Genomic DNA, 14653 nt, shown 5'->3' on the forward strand with positions numbered 1-14653 from the left:
CTCTTGAAAGATGATAGAGGTAAGGGATCTGTGGCATATCTACGAGGGGAAGAAAGAAGCCCTTAGGGGAGTTAGTCTAACTTTCGGAAACGAGATTGTAGCCTTAGTTGGCCCCAACGGTTCTGGGAAAACAACCCTCGCAAAGCATTTGAATGGACTTTTGAAGCCAACAAAAGGTGAAGTTGTAGTGGATGGTATGAACACTAGAAAACACAGTGTTGCCGAGCTTGCGAGAGTTGTTGGTTACGTTTTTCAGAATCCAGAGCACATGTTTTTTGAGGAGAACGTCTTTAGGGAAGTTGCCTTTGGTCCTAAAAATCTTGGTCTCTCGGAGGAAGAGGTTAAGGAGAGGGTCAAATGGGCGTTAAGGGAGGTTAACCTCGAGGGTTATGAGGATCGCTCACCTTATTCTCTCAGCGGTGGGGAAAAGCAGCGCTTGGCAATAGCATGCATTTTGGCCATGAAGCCCAAATATCTAATCCTCGACGAACCCACAACGGGACTCGATGAAAAAAATGCCGAAAGCATAAAAAAGATAATCAGAAAACTTTACAGAGAAGGCCATGGGATAGTTTTAATAACCCATGAGATGGACCTGGTTCTTGAGCTGGCAGAGAGGGTTGTACTTCTATACCAAGGAAAAAAGGTTTTTGATGGGGGCGTTAAAGAGTTTTTTGAGCTTGACCTAAGAAAATACGACTTAGACAGGCCAAGGCTTCTCACAATAAGTGAGGAGATAGGTTTGGGATTCTTCAGGAGTGTTGAGGAGTTCGTAAAAGCCTTGGAGATGAGAACATGATGTACAAGCTATACCTTGAGAGGGACTCCTTCCTTCACCGTCTCGATCCGAGGGTGAAGATAATTGGCTCTCTTTTTGGCATAATAGCTTTGATCCTCTTTAACTCTCCCATACTTCTAACCCTTCTTTTCCTCCTGATAGTCCTTACCCTTGTCATCCTGGGCAGGATAACCATTGGAGAAATCTTTAACGTTCTCAAACCATTAATCCCGATTTCTATGATTGCAATGCTTGTATGGCCGTTTATTCTAAAGCCGTGGTATTTTGGGCTCTTTATAGGTTTTGGCTATGGAATAAGGCTTCTTTCGGTTGCCCTGCTTACCTTGGGCCTGATAATGACAACGCCCCAAAGGGATCTCATCCTTGGCTTCATTAAAATGGGAATGCCCTATGAAATTGGCCTTACCTTGACTATAGCCCTTAGATACATCCCAACTCTCTACATGCTGGCTCAGACTATAATGGATGCTCAAAAGTCAAGGGGACTTGAGCTTGAAAGGGGCAACTTCATTCAGAGGGCTAAAAATACGGTTCCCATTTTAATCCCTCTGATAGTCGCATCAATAAAAACCGCCCACGAGCTCAGCATAGCTTTAGAAAGCAGGGCATTTGGAGCAAGCAAAAGGAGGACTTTTCTCCACAACATCAAAATGGAGGTAAAGGACTACATAGCGCTCGGAATAACTTTCGCCCTGTTCTTCCTCGCGGTTTATGCGAGATATTTCCTCGGAATTGGGTACATCAGGCTATTCTAAAATCAGCTTTATCTTTGAGTCTATTGGTATGCTATGCTCTCCCGTGTTTTTTACAAACTCAGGAGGGGCTTTAAGGACTGTCAGATTTAACCTATAGTGCCCCCTATAGCCGCTGATTCTCATAACTAAAAGATGCTCAAAAAGCTCAGGGATGAGGAAGAGCCTCCTAAACTCGGAGATCAAATTAAGTTCGTTTATCTCGAGGGCATTGTGGGAGAGTATCAAAAATATGCCCTTCCTATCGACGATTTTTCTCAATTCCAGCATGCCCTTTTTATCTATCTCCTCAAGGATTCCAAAGTTCGAGACAAAGACGAAGGAGTCATCATGGACCATCTCAAGTGCATCCAGAAGTTCCCCCAGGGTATAAACCTTACCCATTAAGATGTTCTCACTTTTTTCTGAGAACTTGCTGAGCATCTTTAGTGAAAACCCGTTGGTGGGCTCAAGGTAGTAGGTTGGAATTTCCAGATTTAGGGCGTTTGCAATTGAAGAGTATTGGACCAGGGTTTGGGCAAAGGCATCGGTGGTTATAACTCCCGCCATGCTGCTGTTCTCTAACCCGCCAACTAACGGGGTAAGCTCTTCGAGCATCTCAATGATATTCTTTGGGGTATCACTCGGCCTGAAGAACATCGACATCAATAAAACTTTGACGTCCCGATATTTATATTTTTTGAATGGGCTAAAAACTGTTGGATATTTTCCCATCCTTTTGTTAAGTTCCTTTAGAGTAAGTTAAGAGTATAACTAAACAATGAATCCATTATGACATTTTGATTGAAAGGAAGCGTATAAAATCCAATAAAATGCAAAGATCTTAAAGTATTGTATAACTATTAAATCCTTTTCAGAATTTATTAAACCCTATTATCTCCCTTTCCATGTTTTTAAAACTGTATAAAGCTATGCAGACTGTTTTAAAGGATAAAATTTTAAAAAATTGAAAATCGAACTTTTTCCAAACGTTTATATATCACTAGCACCTACAAGTTCTAAGCGGTTGTTGTAATTTGAACTGTTTTTAAATCAATCTGTTTAACTTAACATTCGTCAGGAGATGATATTGTGGAAGAAATGAATGTTAACATTGAAAAAGAGATCCTTCAGCTTCTTAAGGAAAAAGGAGAGCTAACGGTCTCTTTTTTAACCCGCTTTCTCAATGAGAGGGGTGTTGAATGTACCAGGCAGAAGGTCGAGAGAACTTTAAGAAACCTATCACAAGCAGGAAAAGTTGAGTTTTTCTACAGAAACGGAAACCACAGAAGACACTATCGGCTGGTGAGGTAATGAGGAGTATTCCAAGGGGGGCCGGAATAAACGGGGAAAATGACGCAATAAGCCCCTCATCAATGATCTTGGGAACGACAGAAGGATGCTCCTCCTAAAGTTCCTTCAGGACAACAATGGGAAGGCCGAATTAAGGGAGATTGTGGATTTTATAGCTGAAAATGAAGGGCAAAACGATAGAAAACACAGAAAAAGCGTTTACGTGAGTTTGTTTCAGACCCATCTTCCAAAGTTGGAAAGGGCGGGAATAATAAAATTCGACCACAACACGGTAACATTGCTTAAGGTTCCGGAAGATGTCGACGTTTACATGGAAGTTGTTTCAAAGCACGACATAAGCTGGAGTACCTTTTACTCGGGAGTTTCTGTCCTTTTCGCTCTCTTAGGCCTCTGGCTCAACAACATACTCCTTGTGGTAATCTCAGCGATATACTCTACTTTGTCAATTGGAGTCAGAGCATAGAGTTTGAAGTCCATGAAAACCAGAGTGTTCAAGTTGGAATGCGCTTTGATACTGGGGGTTTATCTTTAGGAGATTACACCCAGAGCATTACAATACAGGCTTTTGGGGGTTCTTGCGGATGAAGAAGTTCCTTGAATATTTCCTGATTCTCACGGTTTCCGTGTTTGTTGTCGGGTCTATCGTTGGAGCTCTTCTTGATAGACCCGTATTTATGTCTTATGTTTCCTCCGATAGCATGACCCCTACTTTGAATAGGGGGGATTTGTTTTTCATAAATCCCATTTCAAGGAGTGCCGATGTGGGAGATATACTTGTTTTCAACTTAAGGGGCAGCTGGACTGTGCATAGAGTTGTGGCGATTGTTGAAGAAGGCTACATTACCAAAGGTGACAACAACGTTGCAACCGACCAGCAGGAAGGGAAAGCAAGTCCAGTTTCAAAAGATAAAATAGCGGGAAAAGTTATCACTGTCGGTGACTCACCGTTAAAAATCCCTCAATTGGGCACATACATCCAAAAGGGAATCTCTGGAAGAAACAAAATGCTTTTCGCTGCTTTGATGATAATCCTCGGCGCCCTTGTGTTTACCGGAGAGTCAAAACACAGAAGAAAAAGGGCAAAGTTCATTAAGGTTAAGTTCAAAACGCTTTACATCTTAACTTCGGCCTTTCTCCTAATAATGCTCTCGGCATCGATTTTCGTTTCATGGCAGGTGTTTCCAATAGATTATGCGGTAACATCCGCAGGAGGGCAGAGGGAAGGCTGGGTTTTGCCGGGTTCCACATTTGAGAGAGAAATCACCATCAAAAACGGGAACTTTTACCCAATGATCTACTACCTCGAGCCCCAGACTGGAGGAATCTCAAGCCTATCAAAAACTCAGCTTGAATTAGGGCCTCAAGAGGAAGAGACGGTTAAGGTTACAATAAACGCACCCGAAGAGACTTCTTTATTCACGGATAAGGTCAGGGTAAACGCCTACATCCCACTGTTACCCGAATCGCTTATAGGCTTTCTATATAGAGCAAATCCAGTGTTGCCTGTTTTTGCAATACTCTTTGAGACTTCAGTTTTTCTTGGAGTTCTTTACTTAATCTCGGGCATTGGAAATGAAGACGTGCTGAAAATCAGAAATAGGAGATCGAGCTTATTAAGGCAAATCAAAATGGGGGTGTTTGGAAGATGAGAAAACTTATCCCAGTTATGCTTTTGTTGCTTCTCTCATCACTGATAGTCATTGGTTCAAGCGGGACTTTTGTCTACTTTAATGCCGAGAGAGAGGTAAAAGTTGCAGTTGTCCCTCACGATGAAGAGTATTTGAGCTTCATGTGTTACGATGGCTATGCAGCAACGGTGATAGTTGACCAGAACAGCGAACTTACTTTTGATGCACTAACCGTTGGCAACTACTTAAACGAACTCGAAACCGTCAATATATGGCTTGACCCGGATTACTCTAACCTTCCGAGTGGAGTCGATATGTGGATAGAGAGCGAAGATGCCATAACACGGCCAATCAACTCCCAGGAATACTACACTTTTTGGGGCAACATCAGTGTTGGAAATGCAGACCCGGGAACTTATGAGGTTCCCATAACCCTCTATGCCACTTGGGACGGCGGAGATGCCGTAATAGAGACCTGCCCGATAAGGGTGGTAATCCTGAGCGGGCCAAAGATAAAAAAGGTTCTTCTGAGCGGAAATACGACCAACATTCCATTGAAAACATATCAAGAATGGGTGTTCCAGATAAAGGTTAACAATTCGGGAACACCGAGGAATCTGACCATAAAAGATGTTATTCCTGGAGAGTTTGATGTGGACTTAAACAGAACAAGTGCAAGCAAGGGAACCTACAACTTTACAAGACATGGGAAGTCGGATCACTTAGAGTGGAACGTTGAATTGGGCCCGGGAGAAAGTGTTCACATGAACGTCACAATCTTCACAAGATGGGTAAAAACAGGAAAAGGTGGAAAATGGGAGTTCACATCTTGCGGTAATTACTCACTAAACGAAGGTGCTGAGATAGTCGGATATGGAATAGTCAGCAACAATATTACAGTTGAAGCAAATGTTGATTGTGAAGATGATAAGGAGAATGGAAACTCTCATGGGAGAGGTTGATTTATTGGGAGGAAAGTTGTATGGATGGAGATAATATAAAAGAGAAAATGAAAAAAATGGTAAGCAGAAGAGAAGTCCTTGCAGTGTCGCTTGTTCTCTTCCTGTTTTTTGGGTTTTATTCAATAAAGCTGATGGGAGTTAGCTCTGTCGTAACTACCCAGCGAACCCTTGGTAAATACACCCAAGAAGGAGAGCTCATTCATGTGGCTCTTCTGAAAAACAACACGCTTTATGGAGAAAGGCTCAGTAGGGAAGAATACCCCATTCCCCTAGTAGAGAGCTTTGTAGTGACATATAGCTATCGCTTTACCCCAATGACTTCAATAAGGGGAACTTACAACGCTCAGGGAATAGTTCAATATACAGTGAACAGAGGTAGCGAGGAAGTAGTTCTGTGGGAAGAAAAGCTCTTCGAAAAGTCTGGAGAGCTGGAGGACGGTAAATTTTTTGTGCAGTACGAACTTAATCTAACCAAACTCGAAAACAGGACAAATGAGATAATGGAGCAGCTCGGCTTGAAGAGGGTAAACCGAAAGATAACGTTTGTTACCAGGGTTAATGTAGAAGGAAATGTTTATGGAAGGGATATAACTGAAAGCTTTGAGCACAGTTCATCTTTAGTTAAGGACTCAAGCGCTGGCCTTTACTACTTCACCAACGAGAAAGAAAGCATGCAGAAGACGGTGGTAGAAAAAGGAGCGAAGAAAACTGTAGTAACGATTGCCGGCCTGCCTTTCTACGCAGATACCGCAAAGAAAGTGGCTCCTATATTGGCATTGCTGTTCTTAACCCCTCTATTGGGCGGAGTTTACACGATAAGGGCCCAAAGGCCCAAGAACGAATTTAAGGACTTGTCCCCCTACATAACGGAGGGAGCCCCAATTCATGTGGAGAAAAGGGTAATTCTCGCCACAAAGGAAGACCTAAAGAAGGCCTTTGACCTCTTGGACAAGCCAATCCTTCATTACAAGGATGGCAAAGAGGACGTTTATACGATAATTGACGGCAATATAGCGTACGAATATAGAAAAATAGAAAACAACTGAGCTTCCTCTTCTTTTTAAAATTTAAAAATCAAAAGAGAACAATGCCTATACCCAAGATTAATGCAAAAACAAACACTACCAGTATCTCTACAATAATTGTCATTAGCCATGCTATCGTTGCTTTTATCCAGTCTGTATTAAAGACCGTTTTTATGACCCAGATGTATGCTATTATCCCCAATATCCATCCTATGACCGGTATCCACCATATAAGTAAAGCAAGGATTCCACCGCCAACAACGGCTATCATGGACTTTCCGAGAGTTGCTTCCTCTATCCCTGCAAACTTCGCTCCGAGCATCAGGAAAAATCCTGCAATTATCAGGGCTATTAAGATCACCAGCACTGCCATGAGTCCCATGGCTGCCATAAGTCCAGGAACAAACGGATGCATAGGCATTTCAATCACCTCGGAAATTATTAGATTTCATTTTATTTAAACCTTACACTTTGAAGGAGAAAAAGATTTAAGGAAGCAAAGAAAAGCCTTCTGGGGATGCGAGATGGAATCACTTGAGGGATTCATATGGGAGTACTTTATAAGGCCTATGTACACAAGAGAGGGCTACAATCCATACAACACCATTGTCTATGCCGTCGTTCTGGGATTAGCAATTATCTACACATACAGATGGATAATAAGGCCCCTCAAGATAAAAGTGGATGAGAGACTTTTCTACGCTGTTACTCCGATGGTTGTGTTTGGCTCTACGGTTAGGGCCCTTGTGGATGGGGGAGTTTTGAAGCCTCACCCCCTTATTTTGACCCCAGGAATATTTTTCACGGCATTCTTGTTGATTTTACCTGCCATTTTCGCAGATTCAAGGCTAAAAACGTACCCAAAAATTACGGTAGCATGGGGAACGGTTTTGGCTTTGTATGCCAACTATCTCCTGATCACAAACGTCAAAAGCTGGAAACCTTATGGGCTGACGATATTCTATACACTAATATTTCTCTTACCTATTTTGGTTTATTACAAATTCAGACCCTTTGAAAAGCTCTATCTGTTCTCTGTTTTCGCCCACATCTTTGACATAGGATCCACGGTTGTGGCTATCCACTACTACGGCTACCGGGAAGTTCACTGGATTGAGAACATTCTAGTTCAGAAGTTCGGAGCTTTTGTGTACTATCCATGGATAGTGCTCATCCTTATAGTGGTTTATTATGGTCTGAGATATTTAGTGCCAGATGAGGAAGAGAGGAGATTTTGGTATTTGGCAGTTTACATACTTGGACTGGGTCCGGCAATAAGGGATCCGGCCCAGATGATTTTACAAATTGGTTAGTCTTTTCTTAACTCTTTCCCCAACTTTTGAGTTAACACAGAAAACAGATGGTAGAGTTTTTCGTGTCTGCTCAAGCGTTCTCCTCTCGTACTTGATTTTTGGGAAGAGCTTCTCTATTAGGACTCTGTAAGCGTGCCTGTAAATTCCGTTAAAGTGTAAGTGTGCTAGTATTGCGAAGGTTATTTAGGTTGTAGGGCTGATTTCATTGTGGGTGTTTTTCGGGTGGTGTTTTATGATTATTATGATCAAGATTCCCCTCTGGAAGTCCATCACGACCACAAATCAACACAAAAAATTAAACTAACGACCTGATGGGAAGTGGGATAGATAATTTCAACACTCCTAAACAAAACAAAGCAGAGGTAGAACACAATGGCCTCTCTCAAAATTTAACTCTTTACGAACATGATAAATTCTCGTACTCAAAGAAATGAGTTCTTTGCGAAAAATCCTCTAAAATGACAGCCCTGAAGAAGGGGACTGTTACTATTTTGGCTTCGGAACTTCTGGAAATCTCCTGGTTCAAGTACTCCCTAAGATCTTCAAGCCCAATGGAGAAAGCTACCTCATCAACGACACACATTTAGTGTTGAGCTTCATGAATTCAGTGAAGGTAAGTTAAAGAGTGGAAGATTCACCCCCTAAGCCACCTCTCCATCCATCCAACGATAAGCTCAAGCCTCCTAACCCTGTGCTTTGGTTTTCCTGAGCGGCTGAGGTCGTGGTTCTCACCCGGGAATAGGGCGAGCTCGACGGTTTTTCCAAGGTATTTTAAGGCGGTGAAGAACTGCAGTGCCTCCGGAAGCCAGCAGCGGTAGTCCTCCATGCTGTGGATTATTAAGAGAGGGGTCTCGACGTTGGGAGCATACTTCAACGGGCTCTTCTTCCAGTAACCATCCGGATTGCTCCAGGGATCACCACCTATTTGGTCGGGGGCAAAGTAGTAGCCTATGTCCGTCGTTCCAAAAAAGCTCGTCCAGTTCGATATCGAGCGCTGGGTCACGGCGGCCTTAAAGCGGTTGGTGTGGCCAACTATCCAGTTCGTCATGAAGCCTCCGTAGGAACCGCCGGTTACGCCTATCTTCTCCCCATCTATAAAGTCGAACCTCTTTACCGCCTCATCGACCACTTCCATTAAATCCCGATAATCACGCTCGCCGTAGTGCTCCCTTATGTCAGCAAAATCCTCACCATAGCCGTCGCTTCCCCTCGGGTTGGAGAATATCACCGCGAAGCCCTTGGCAGTCAAAACGTGGAACTCGTGCATGAAAGAGTAGCCGTATGCTGTTTTTGGCCCGCCGTGGATCTCCAAAACGGCCGGGTACTTTTTACCTTCCTCAAAATCTACGGGCTTCATCACCCACGCGTCTATCTCGACGCCGTCGCTCGCTTTGACTTTGAAGTGCTCCGGCTTTGAAAGGGTATACCCCCTTATCCATCCGTTGAAGTCGGTAACCTTCCTCTCCTCCCCGTCGTTGAGGATGTAGAGCTCCGTCGGAGTAACCGCGTCTTGAGCAATGAAGGCTATGTAATCCCCGATGCCGAAAGTCTCAACACTTCTATCTCCGCCGATTACACGCTCTATCTCCCCTTTGAGGTTGACACGGAAGAGGTTTGCCCTTGGGCCGTCCGTGGCTATGTAGTAAACCCAGCCGTCCTTATAAACAAGCGGATTCCGCGAGGGCCCCCTTACATCGCAGTTGAGGGAGTTATATGCTGATCGGTCAAGCTTTGCCGTGAGCTTTTTGATTTCTTTCGTCTCGGGGTTGAAGTGATAGATGTGAGTGTTCGTTGGAATGCCTCTCCCAAGGGTGCTCATTCTAAGAATGAACGTGCCGTCTTCGAGGGGAAGAAAATCGCCAATGCGCCACTTTGAATCGGTCAACTTTTCAACCTTCCTGCTCTTAAGATCAACAACAAAGAGATCGCTTATCATAGGCCTCTTTTCCCTATCCTCCTGGGCAACAAAGTAGATTTTGCTTCCATCTTTGCTCCATTTTAAAGTTTGAACGTTAAGGCTTCCTCTCGTCAGCTTCCTCTTTTTCCCGCTCTCAACATCGACAAGATAGATGTGGTTCCGCTTTCCATAAACCCAGCCAATGCCATTGAACCAGAAGGGGATTTCCTTGATTATGTGTACGTCATCTTTTGATTTTTTCTCAATCTCCACCGGGGTTATAACGGCGAGTGTTTTGCCGTCAGGTGAAAACTCGTAGTCATTTATTCCAAATTTAAACTTGGTGATAAGCCTCGCCTCTCCCCCAGTTGTAGGGATTAAGTAAAGCTCAGCCTCCTTGCTTTCCTTGTGCCTTTTGGATGTGAAAGCTATGAACTTACCATCTGGCGAAAAGCGCGGATTTGAGTCTTTTGGTCCAGAAGTAAACTGTGCAACCTTCCTACCGTCATAAACATAGATTTTTGAGAAGTAGTCATCTTTTTCTATGCTGATTTCGCTTACCGTAAAAGCAACTTTTCTTCTGTGTACATCAAGTCCACCGACAAGCTTAAACTTTTCCAGGTCTTTGATGTCAATCTTCTTCATTAAAACCACCATATTAAGTAGGCTCTTTTCGTATAAAAGCTTAGCGTTTAAATTGATATCTTAATGAAGTATAGGTTTTTAAACATCCCGGCTTTTTCATTTGTGGGGATGAAAAAATGACCGTGAAAGTGAGATTCGACAAAGAAGTGAGAGACTATGCTAAAAGCGAGGGTGTTAAGGATCCAACTCTAAAGCTCACTGAAACCGCTCTCGCTGAGGCTATTGAAGAGTTCCATAGAAGAATGATAGTTTTAGCTGGGGATACGATGAAAAAAGCCACCTTGGCTGGAATTCTTGCCGGAGCTTCTGCCAAAATAATCTCCTCAATTCTTGAAGAACTTATGGAGAAAAAGCTCAGGGATGAGAGCGAGGATAAGGTTGAAGTTCTTTATGCAACCGATGCCCTTGGGCAGGAAACTTTTGGAAGAAAGAGATATGAAGAATTTAGAAAGCATTTTGATGTTCTTGCCGGAGAAAATGTAAACGTTACCGCCGTCACCTTTAAGCACACCCACGATATTCTTGGGAGAACTTATGACCTGCTTGTTCTCGATCTCAGCTATGATTTCTCCCCCAATGACCTCGGTAGGATAATAGAGACCGTAAGGGGAGGGGGGTTGATATTCATCCTTGCCAACCCGTTTGAAAAGTGGAAGGACATGTGGACTGGCTTCCACAAAAGCCTCGTTACTCCTCCCTACACCATAGATGACGTGAAAAAAAGGTTTAACAGAAGGCTCATCAGAAAGTTTGAAGAGCATGAAGGAATTTACATCCTAAACGCCGAAAACCAGAAAATTCTAAAGGGTCCAAAAAACGAGAAGGGCCAGGCAAAGCTCCCTGAAAGGGAGAAGATCGAAATACCAAGCGAAATAAAGTTCCCAAGAGAGCTCTATGAGCTCTGCCTCACAAACGGTCAGGTTGAGGTTCTTAAGGCCCTCGAAGGGCTGATAGAAAACGATGGGATGGTCGTCCTAACGGCCGATAGGGGAAGAGGAAAGAGTGTCAGCGTTGGTATAGGTTCTGTTGGTCTCGCGGTGAAATCGAAGAAAAAGCGTGTAAGGATTGTTGTCACAGCTCCAGAGCTCGAAAATGTGCAGAGTCTCTTCCGCTTTGCAAAGAAAAGCCTCCAGAAGCTCGGGTATAAACCAAAAGTTATAGAAGAAAACGGCCTCATAAAGGAAATATACGCCAAAGGAATCAGGCTAAGGTACTACCCCCCAACTCAAGGCTATAAAATGAATGCAGACGTCTATGTAATTGACGAAGCCGCTGGAATTCACGTCCCAATACTCCACAAATACCTCACAAAGCCCAAAGTAATTTACTCCTCCACAATCCATGGATATGAAGGTGCTGGAAGGGGTTTCTCTGTCAAGTTCCTAAAGAAGGCCAAGGAGAAGAGAGAGTTCAAGGAGATACATCTCTCAGTTCCAATTAGGTACGAGAGCGACGACCCGATTGAGAGGTGGCTCTTTGACGTTCTCCTGCTGGACGCCGAGCCTGTGGAGCTAACTGAGGAAGACTACGAGCTTATTAGGAGAAAAGAAGTCTACTTTGAAAAGCCCGACCTTGATGACTGGTTTGAAAACGATAGAGAAGATTTGAGGCACTTCGTCGGTATTTACGTTCTTGCCCACTACAGAAACAGACCGAGCGATGTGGCACTTTTAGCCGATGCACCACACCATGAAGCAAGGGTTCTAAGGCTCAAAAACGGAAAGATAGTCTGTGCCGTGCAGATAGCCAAAGAAGGGGGAATTCCGAAAAAGGACATAGACAAAATGGCTAAGGGCTACAAGCCGAGAGGGAACATAATCCCTGACATGATGGTGAAACACCACTATGCAAAAGATTTTGCGAAGTTAAAAGGTTATAGGGTGGTTAGAATAGCCACCCATCCAGATGCGATGGACATGGGTCTTGGGAGCAAGGCGCTCGAACTGTTAATTCAAGAGGCCGATAGAGAAGGTCTTGACTGGGTAGGAAGCGGGTTTGGAGCAAGTGAAGAGCTCATAAGGTTCTGGATAAGAAATGGGTTTGCCCCTGTTCATTTAAGTCCTTCAAGAAACCCAGTAAGCGGGGAGTACACGGCAATAGTGATAAAGCCAATAAGCAAGAAGGCTCAAGAGATAGTTAGGAAAGCCAACGATGAATTTAGAATTAGACTCACGGAGTGGCTTGGAGACACGCATAGAGATTTAGAGCCAGAAATAGCAAGATGGCTCTTTGAAACACCTTTTGGAGAGAGCGTCAACTACCCGATAACCCTGACGGATGTGCAGAAGAAGAGGCTCGAGATGTTCGTGGACAAAGTCCTAACGTATGATACCGTTCTTGATGCAGTGAAGCCGGTGGTAAAGCTTTATTTCCTCGACGGCTGGATGAAGCCTTATCTCGATGAGAGACAAATACACCTCCTTATCTACCGCGTTCTTCAAGCACATACGTGGGAAGAAACTGCAAAGTTCATTGATAGAAGCCCAATGTTCACGATGATAGAAGTTAGGGACATAATAAGAGGCCTCTGGTACTACTACAAGCACATACTCAAGTAGGCTCAGCTTCGTCGATCCCGGGCATCAGTACCCCAAAGGCCAATGTCATCATCGCCTGAGAAAAACTCCACGAGCAGGTTAAAAATTCGTCTCAAAGGACGTTTAGATACTTGTGCACCTGAAAGCTTAAACCAACGTTTTCTCTTCCCATTATCTTTGCGGCGATGTTGTAAAGCCTCATAAGTTGATGCTGGGAAATATCAATCGGCTCCTTGGGCTGTATGGCAAGGGGGGCTAAGTTCTTCAGCAACTCCGCGTACCATCTCACGTTTTCTTCTTTTGTGTCTTTTGTGACCACAAGCTTTGCATAAGTCTTTGCCCCTGCCTTCTTGAGTATCCTAATGCTCTCCACTTCTCTGAGCACCAGCCCTCGCCAATTTTCACTTGCTTTGGCGGTCTCATCTTTTATGTCAACACTCGCATAATCTACAAGGTGGGAAACCTCTCCTATTCTTTCCGGCCTGCTGCCGTTGGTCTCTAAGAAGTTTTTGAATCCCAAATCGTGCATCTCCTCCATGAGGGCGTAGAGGTTCTTCGTCTGCAGAGTTGGCTCTCCGCCGGTGTAGCTTATTGAGTGTATATCTCCGGTGTCCAGCTTTAAGATAACATCAACAACTTCTTCAAGCTTTGCCGGGTTGGGCTTGTATTCAAACTTTCCAGTAAAAGGCTTCACTTCGTAGCGCCATCTTGGAACGTTAGAAGCTATGATATAGCTTGCAGAGTCGCACCAGATGCATCTAAGGTCACAACCGGCAAATCTAACAAAAATCTGCCTTCTGCCAAAGGCACTTCCCTCTACGCTTCCCCCCTCTCCCTGCCAGCTGTTGAAGATTTCGGCCAGGAACATGGAATCACCTAAAGCTCTATGCCCTTCACCTTGTCACTCACGTATCCCTCAAGTATTTCAATCTTGACGCTTCTATTTTCTCCAGTCAGATCTGCCATAAGCTCTACCCCTCTGGCGTAGTCCCAAAGTCTTCTTTTTGCTTCTTCATCAATAGCCTCGCACATAATAATGATCTCCCTCGGATCCTCTTTGCTTGCTATTTCTATGACCTTCATAGCATCGCTAACGGTAAAGAGCCCCTTTTTCTTAAACAGCATTTCCCTCACCTACACGTACTTCATCAAAATAGAAACGGCCTCTTCCAGAACGTGCCTATCTTCGGCATCTACAACGTTCTCCAAGTGGTAAAGACCCTTTATATTAAGAATTATGTAAGCCTCGTCCCTATCCAAGCCAAGGTCGTAAGCTTCATAGTAAACCCTTTCCTCCCCCAGGGCTTCGTTAAGCATTTCAACGAAATAGTTTATCTCATCCGTCGTTAAGTCTTCCCATTTGCTCTCCATCTCGTCGAAATACCTCTCAAGGGTTCTTAGGGTTTCCAAATCAACTTTAAGCGTCCCCTCTACGTATGGGAACTCCCCAACCCTGAATATCTTCACGCCCTCGTCATCCCTTACGCCCACATAGTCCCATAGGAGGACTCCCTCTATGACGTTGACTCCATATCTGCTCGCGAGATATGTGAACCTTTCCATAGCCTCCTCCATATCCTCCAAAAACTCCTCTTCATTGGTAAATCTAACCACCTTGCTTATTGTTCCGGCCATGCTTTACACCTTGAAGATTCATCACTCCTCAAGGGTTATAAGCCTTTAGGGCTAATGTTTATTGCCCGAGGAGTATTGGGTTGCGATGACCTCGGGACCCCCAGGGGGGCAACATCCCTAACGCCCCCCTACCAAAGTTTTTAAAACTTTGGCTGCATTAATAACTG

General features: G+C 44.1%; 16 protein-coding genes and 1 pseudogene. 10 read left to right on the top strand and 7 right to left on the bottom strand.

The genetic code is table 11. The features are described from left to right. Positions 1-10: 10 nt before the first annotated feature. Both ADU37_RS05490 and ADU37_RS05495 read left to right on the top strand, forming a co-directional pair. Complete coding sequence (locus tag ADU37_RS05490; RefSeq protein WP_058946657.1) at positions 11-799, top strand: energy-coupling factor ABC transporter ATP-binding protein; 789 nt, start codon at positions 11-13, stop codon at positions 797-799. Further along, a complete protein-coding gene (locus ADU37_RS05495; protein WP_058946658.1) occupies positions 796-1554 on the top strand; it encodes an energy-coupling factor transporter transmembrane protein EcfT in 759 nt (252 codons plus the stop codon). The genes ADU37_RS05490 and ADU37_RS05495 overlap by 4 nt, the downstream gene beginning before the upstream one ends. On the opposite strand, the gene ADU37_RS05500 is transcribed toward ADU37_RS05495, so the two are convergent. After that, a complete protein-coding gene (locus tag ADU37_RS05500; RefSeq protein WP_238982014.1) occupies positions 1546-2196 on the bottom strand; it encodes a hypothetical protein in 651 nt (216 codons plus the stop codon). The genes ADU37_RS05495 and ADU37_RS05500 overlap by 9 nt on opposite strands. A gap of 435 nt (positions 2197-2631) precedes the next feature. Here ADU37_RS05500 and ADU37_RS05505 point away from each other — a divergent pair, with 435 nt between their 5' ends. From ADU37_RS05505 to ADU37_RS05525, 6 genes are all read left to right on the top strand, one after another. Next, entirely contained in the window at positions 2632-2844 is a 213-nt protein-coding gene (locus tag ADU37_RS05505) for a hypothetical protein (protein WP_048874654.1), read from the top strand. An 85-nt stretch (positions 2845-2929) separates the two neighbouring features. Next, positions 2930-3307, top strand: coding sequence for a hypothetical protein (locus ADU37_RS05510; protein WP_058946660.1), 378 nt, complete (start codon positions 2930-2932; stop codon positions 3305-3307). A 38-nt stretch (positions 3308-3345) separates the two neighbouring features. Continuing rightward, positions 3346-3429: a hypothetical protein gene (locus ADU37_RS11625; protein ID WP_238982018.1), complete on the top strand. Its 84-nt coding sequence runs from the start codon at positions 3346-3348 to the stop codon at positions 3427-3429. Next, on the top strand, positions 3426-4493 hold the full coding sequence (locus tag ADU37_RS05515) for a signal peptidase I (RefSeq protein WP_058946661.1): 1068 nt from the start codon (positions 3426-3428) through the stop codon (positions 4491-4493). Before ADU37_RS11625 ends, ADU37_RS05515 begins: the two co-directional genes overlap by 4 nt. After that, on the top strand, positions 4490-5434 hold the full coding sequence (locus ADU37_RS05520) for a hypothetical protein (protein WP_058946662.1): 945 nt from the start codon (positions 4490-4492) through the stop codon (positions 5432-5434). Before ADU37_RS05515 ends, ADU37_RS05520 begins: the two co-directional genes overlap by 4 nt. 47 nt (positions 5435-5481) lie before the next feature. Then, entirely contained in the window at positions 5482-6480 is a 999-nt protein-coding gene (locus tag ADU37_RS05525; RefSeq protein WP_232054753.1) for a DUF5305 family protein, read from the top strand. 28 nt (positions 6481-6508) lie between these two features. On the opposite strand, the gene ADU37_RS05530 is transcribed toward ADU37_RS05525, so the two are convergent. Next, the gene (locus tag ADU37_RS05530) at positions 6509-6880 is read right to left on the bottom strand and encodes a hypothetical protein (RefSeq protein WP_058946664.1); all 372 of its coding nucleotides are present in this window, start codon (positions 6878-6880) and stop codon (positions 6509-6511) included. 103 nt (positions 6881-6983) lie between these two features. Here ADU37_RS05530 and ADU37_RS05535 point away from each other — a divergent pair, with 103 nt between their 5' ends. Beyond that, positions 6984-7772: a DUF63 family protein gene (locus tag ADU37_RS05535; RefSeq protein WP_058946665.1), complete on the top strand. Its 789-nt coding sequence runs from the start codon at positions 6984-6986 to the stop codon at positions 7770-7772. Between the two features lie 53 nt (positions 7773-7825). Here the strand turns inward: ADU37_RS05535 and ADU37_RS11295 are convergent. Next, positions 7826-8051: pseudogene (locus ADU37_RS11295) on the bottom strand (IS982 family transposase); the annotation flags it as partial. Positions 8052-8406: 355 nt separating this feature from the next. Next, on the bottom strand, positions 8407-10314 hold the full coding sequence (locus ADU37_RS05540; protein WP_058946666.1) for a S9 family peptidase: 1908 nt from the start codon (positions 10312-10314) through the stop codon (positions 8407-8409). Positions 10315-10430: 116 nt separating this feature from the next. Here ADU37_RS05540 and ADU37_RS05545 point away from each other — a divergent pair, with 116 nt between their 5' ends. Beyond that, positions 10431-12872 (top strand): tRNA(Met) cytidine acetyltransferase TmcA, encoded by a 2442-nt coding sequence (locus ADU37_RS05545; protein ID WP_058946667.1) that lies wholly within the window; start codon positions 10431-10433, stop codon positions 12870-12872. A gap of 91 nt (positions 12873-12963) precedes the next feature. On the opposite strand, the gene ADU37_RS05550 is transcribed toward ADU37_RS05545, so the two are convergent. The 3 genes from ADU37_RS05550 to ADU37_RS05560 are packed head-to-tail and all read right to left on the bottom strand — an operon-like array spanning position 12964 to position 14486. Next, positions 12964-13719, bottom strand: coding sequence for a 7-carboxy-7-deazaguanine synthase QueE (locus ADU37_RS05550; protein WP_058946668.1), 756 nt, complete (start codon positions 13717-13719; stop codon positions 12964-12966). A gap of 8 nt (positions 13720-13727) precedes the next feature. After that, the gene (locus ADU37_RS05555) at positions 13728-13976 is read right to left on the bottom strand and encodes a hypothetical protein (protein ID WP_058946669.1); all 249 of its coding nucleotides are present in this window, start codon (positions 13974-13976) and stop codon (positions 13728-13730) included. 9 nt (positions 13977-13985) lie between these two features. After that, on the bottom strand, positions 13986-14486 hold the full coding sequence (locus ADU37_RS05560; RefSeq protein WP_058946670.1) for a hypothetical protein: 501 nt from the start codon (positions 14484-14486) through the stop codon (positions 13986-13988). Between the last annotated feature and the right edge of the window lie 167 nt (positions 14487-14653).

The organism is Thermococcus sp. 2319x1, from assembly GCF_001484685.1.
Lineage (GTDB): Archaea > Methanobacteriota_B > Thermococci > Thermococcales > Thermococcaceae > Thermococcus_A.

What these genes read in the sequence shown, in the direction of transcription:
- ADU37_RS05490 (WP_058946657.1), top strand. Translation starts at nt 11, where the DNA reads ATGATAGAGGTAAGGGATCTGTGGCATATCTACGAGGGGAAGAAAGAA.
- ADU37_RS05495 (WP_058946658.1), top strand. Translation starts at nt 796, where the DNA reads ATGATGTACAAGCTATACCTTGAGAGGGACTCCTTCCTTCACCGTCTC.
- ADU37_RS05500 (WP_238982014.1), bottom strand. Translation starts at nt 2,196, where the DNA reads ATGTCGATGTTCTTCAGGCCGAGTGATACCCCAAAGAATATCATTGAG.
- ADU37_RS05505 (WP_048874654.1), top strand. Translation starts at nt 2,632, where the DNA reads ATGAATGTTAACATTGAAAAAGAGATCCTTCAGCTTCTTAAGGAAAAA.
- ADU37_RS05510 (WP_058946660.1), top strand. Translation starts at nt 2,930, where the DNA reads ATGCTCCTCCTAAAGTTCCTTCAGGACAACAATGGGAAGGCCGAATTA.
- ADU37_RS11625 (WP_238982018.1), top strand. Translation starts at nt 3,346, where the DNA reads ATGCGCTTTGATACTGGGGGTTTATCTTTAGGAGATTACACCCAGAGC.
- ADU37_RS05515 (WP_058946661.1), top strand. Translation starts at nt 3,426, where the DNA reads ATGAAGAAGTTCCTTGAATATTTCCTGATTCTCACGGTTTCCGTGTTT.
- ADU37_RS05520 (WP_058946662.1), top strand. Translation starts at nt 4,490, where the DNA reads ATGAGAAAACTTATCCCAGTTATGCTTTTGTTGCTTCTCTCATCACTG.
- ADU37_RS05525 (WP_232054753.1), top strand. Translation starts at nt 5,482, where the DNA reads ATGAAAAAAATGGTAAGCAGAAGAGAAGTCCTTGCAGTGTCGCTTGTT.
- ADU37_RS05530 (WP_058946664.1), bottom strand. Translation starts at nt 6,880, where the DNA reads ATGCCTATGCATCCGTTTGTTCCTGGACTTATGGCAGCCATGGGACTC.
- ADU37_RS05535 (WP_058946665.1), top strand. Translation starts at nt 6,984, where the DNA reads ATGGAATCACTTGAGGGATTCATATGGGAGTACTTTATAAGGCCTATG.
- ADU37_RS05540 (WP_058946666.1), bottom strand. Translation starts at nt 10,314, where the DNA reads ATGAAGAAGATTGACATCAAAGACCTGGAAAAGTTTAAGCTTGTCGGT.
- ADU37_RS05545 (WP_058946667.1), top strand. Translation starts at nt 10,431, where the DNA reads ATGACCGTGAAAGTGAGATTCGACAAAGAAGTGAGAGACTATGCTAAA.
- ADU37_RS05550 (WP_058946668.1), bottom strand. Translation starts at nt 13,719, where the DNA reads ATGTTCCTGGCCGAAATCTTCAACAGCTGGCAGGGAGAGGGGGGAAGC.
- ADU37_RS05555 (WP_058946669.1), bottom strand. Translation starts at nt 13,976, where the DNA reads ATGCTGTTTAAGAAAAAGGGGCTCTTTACCGTTAGCGATGCTATGAAG.
- ADU37_RS05560 (WP_058946670.1), bottom strand. Translation starts at nt 14,486, where the DNA reads ATGGCCGGAACAATAAGCAAGGTGGTTAGATTTACCAATGAAGAGGAG.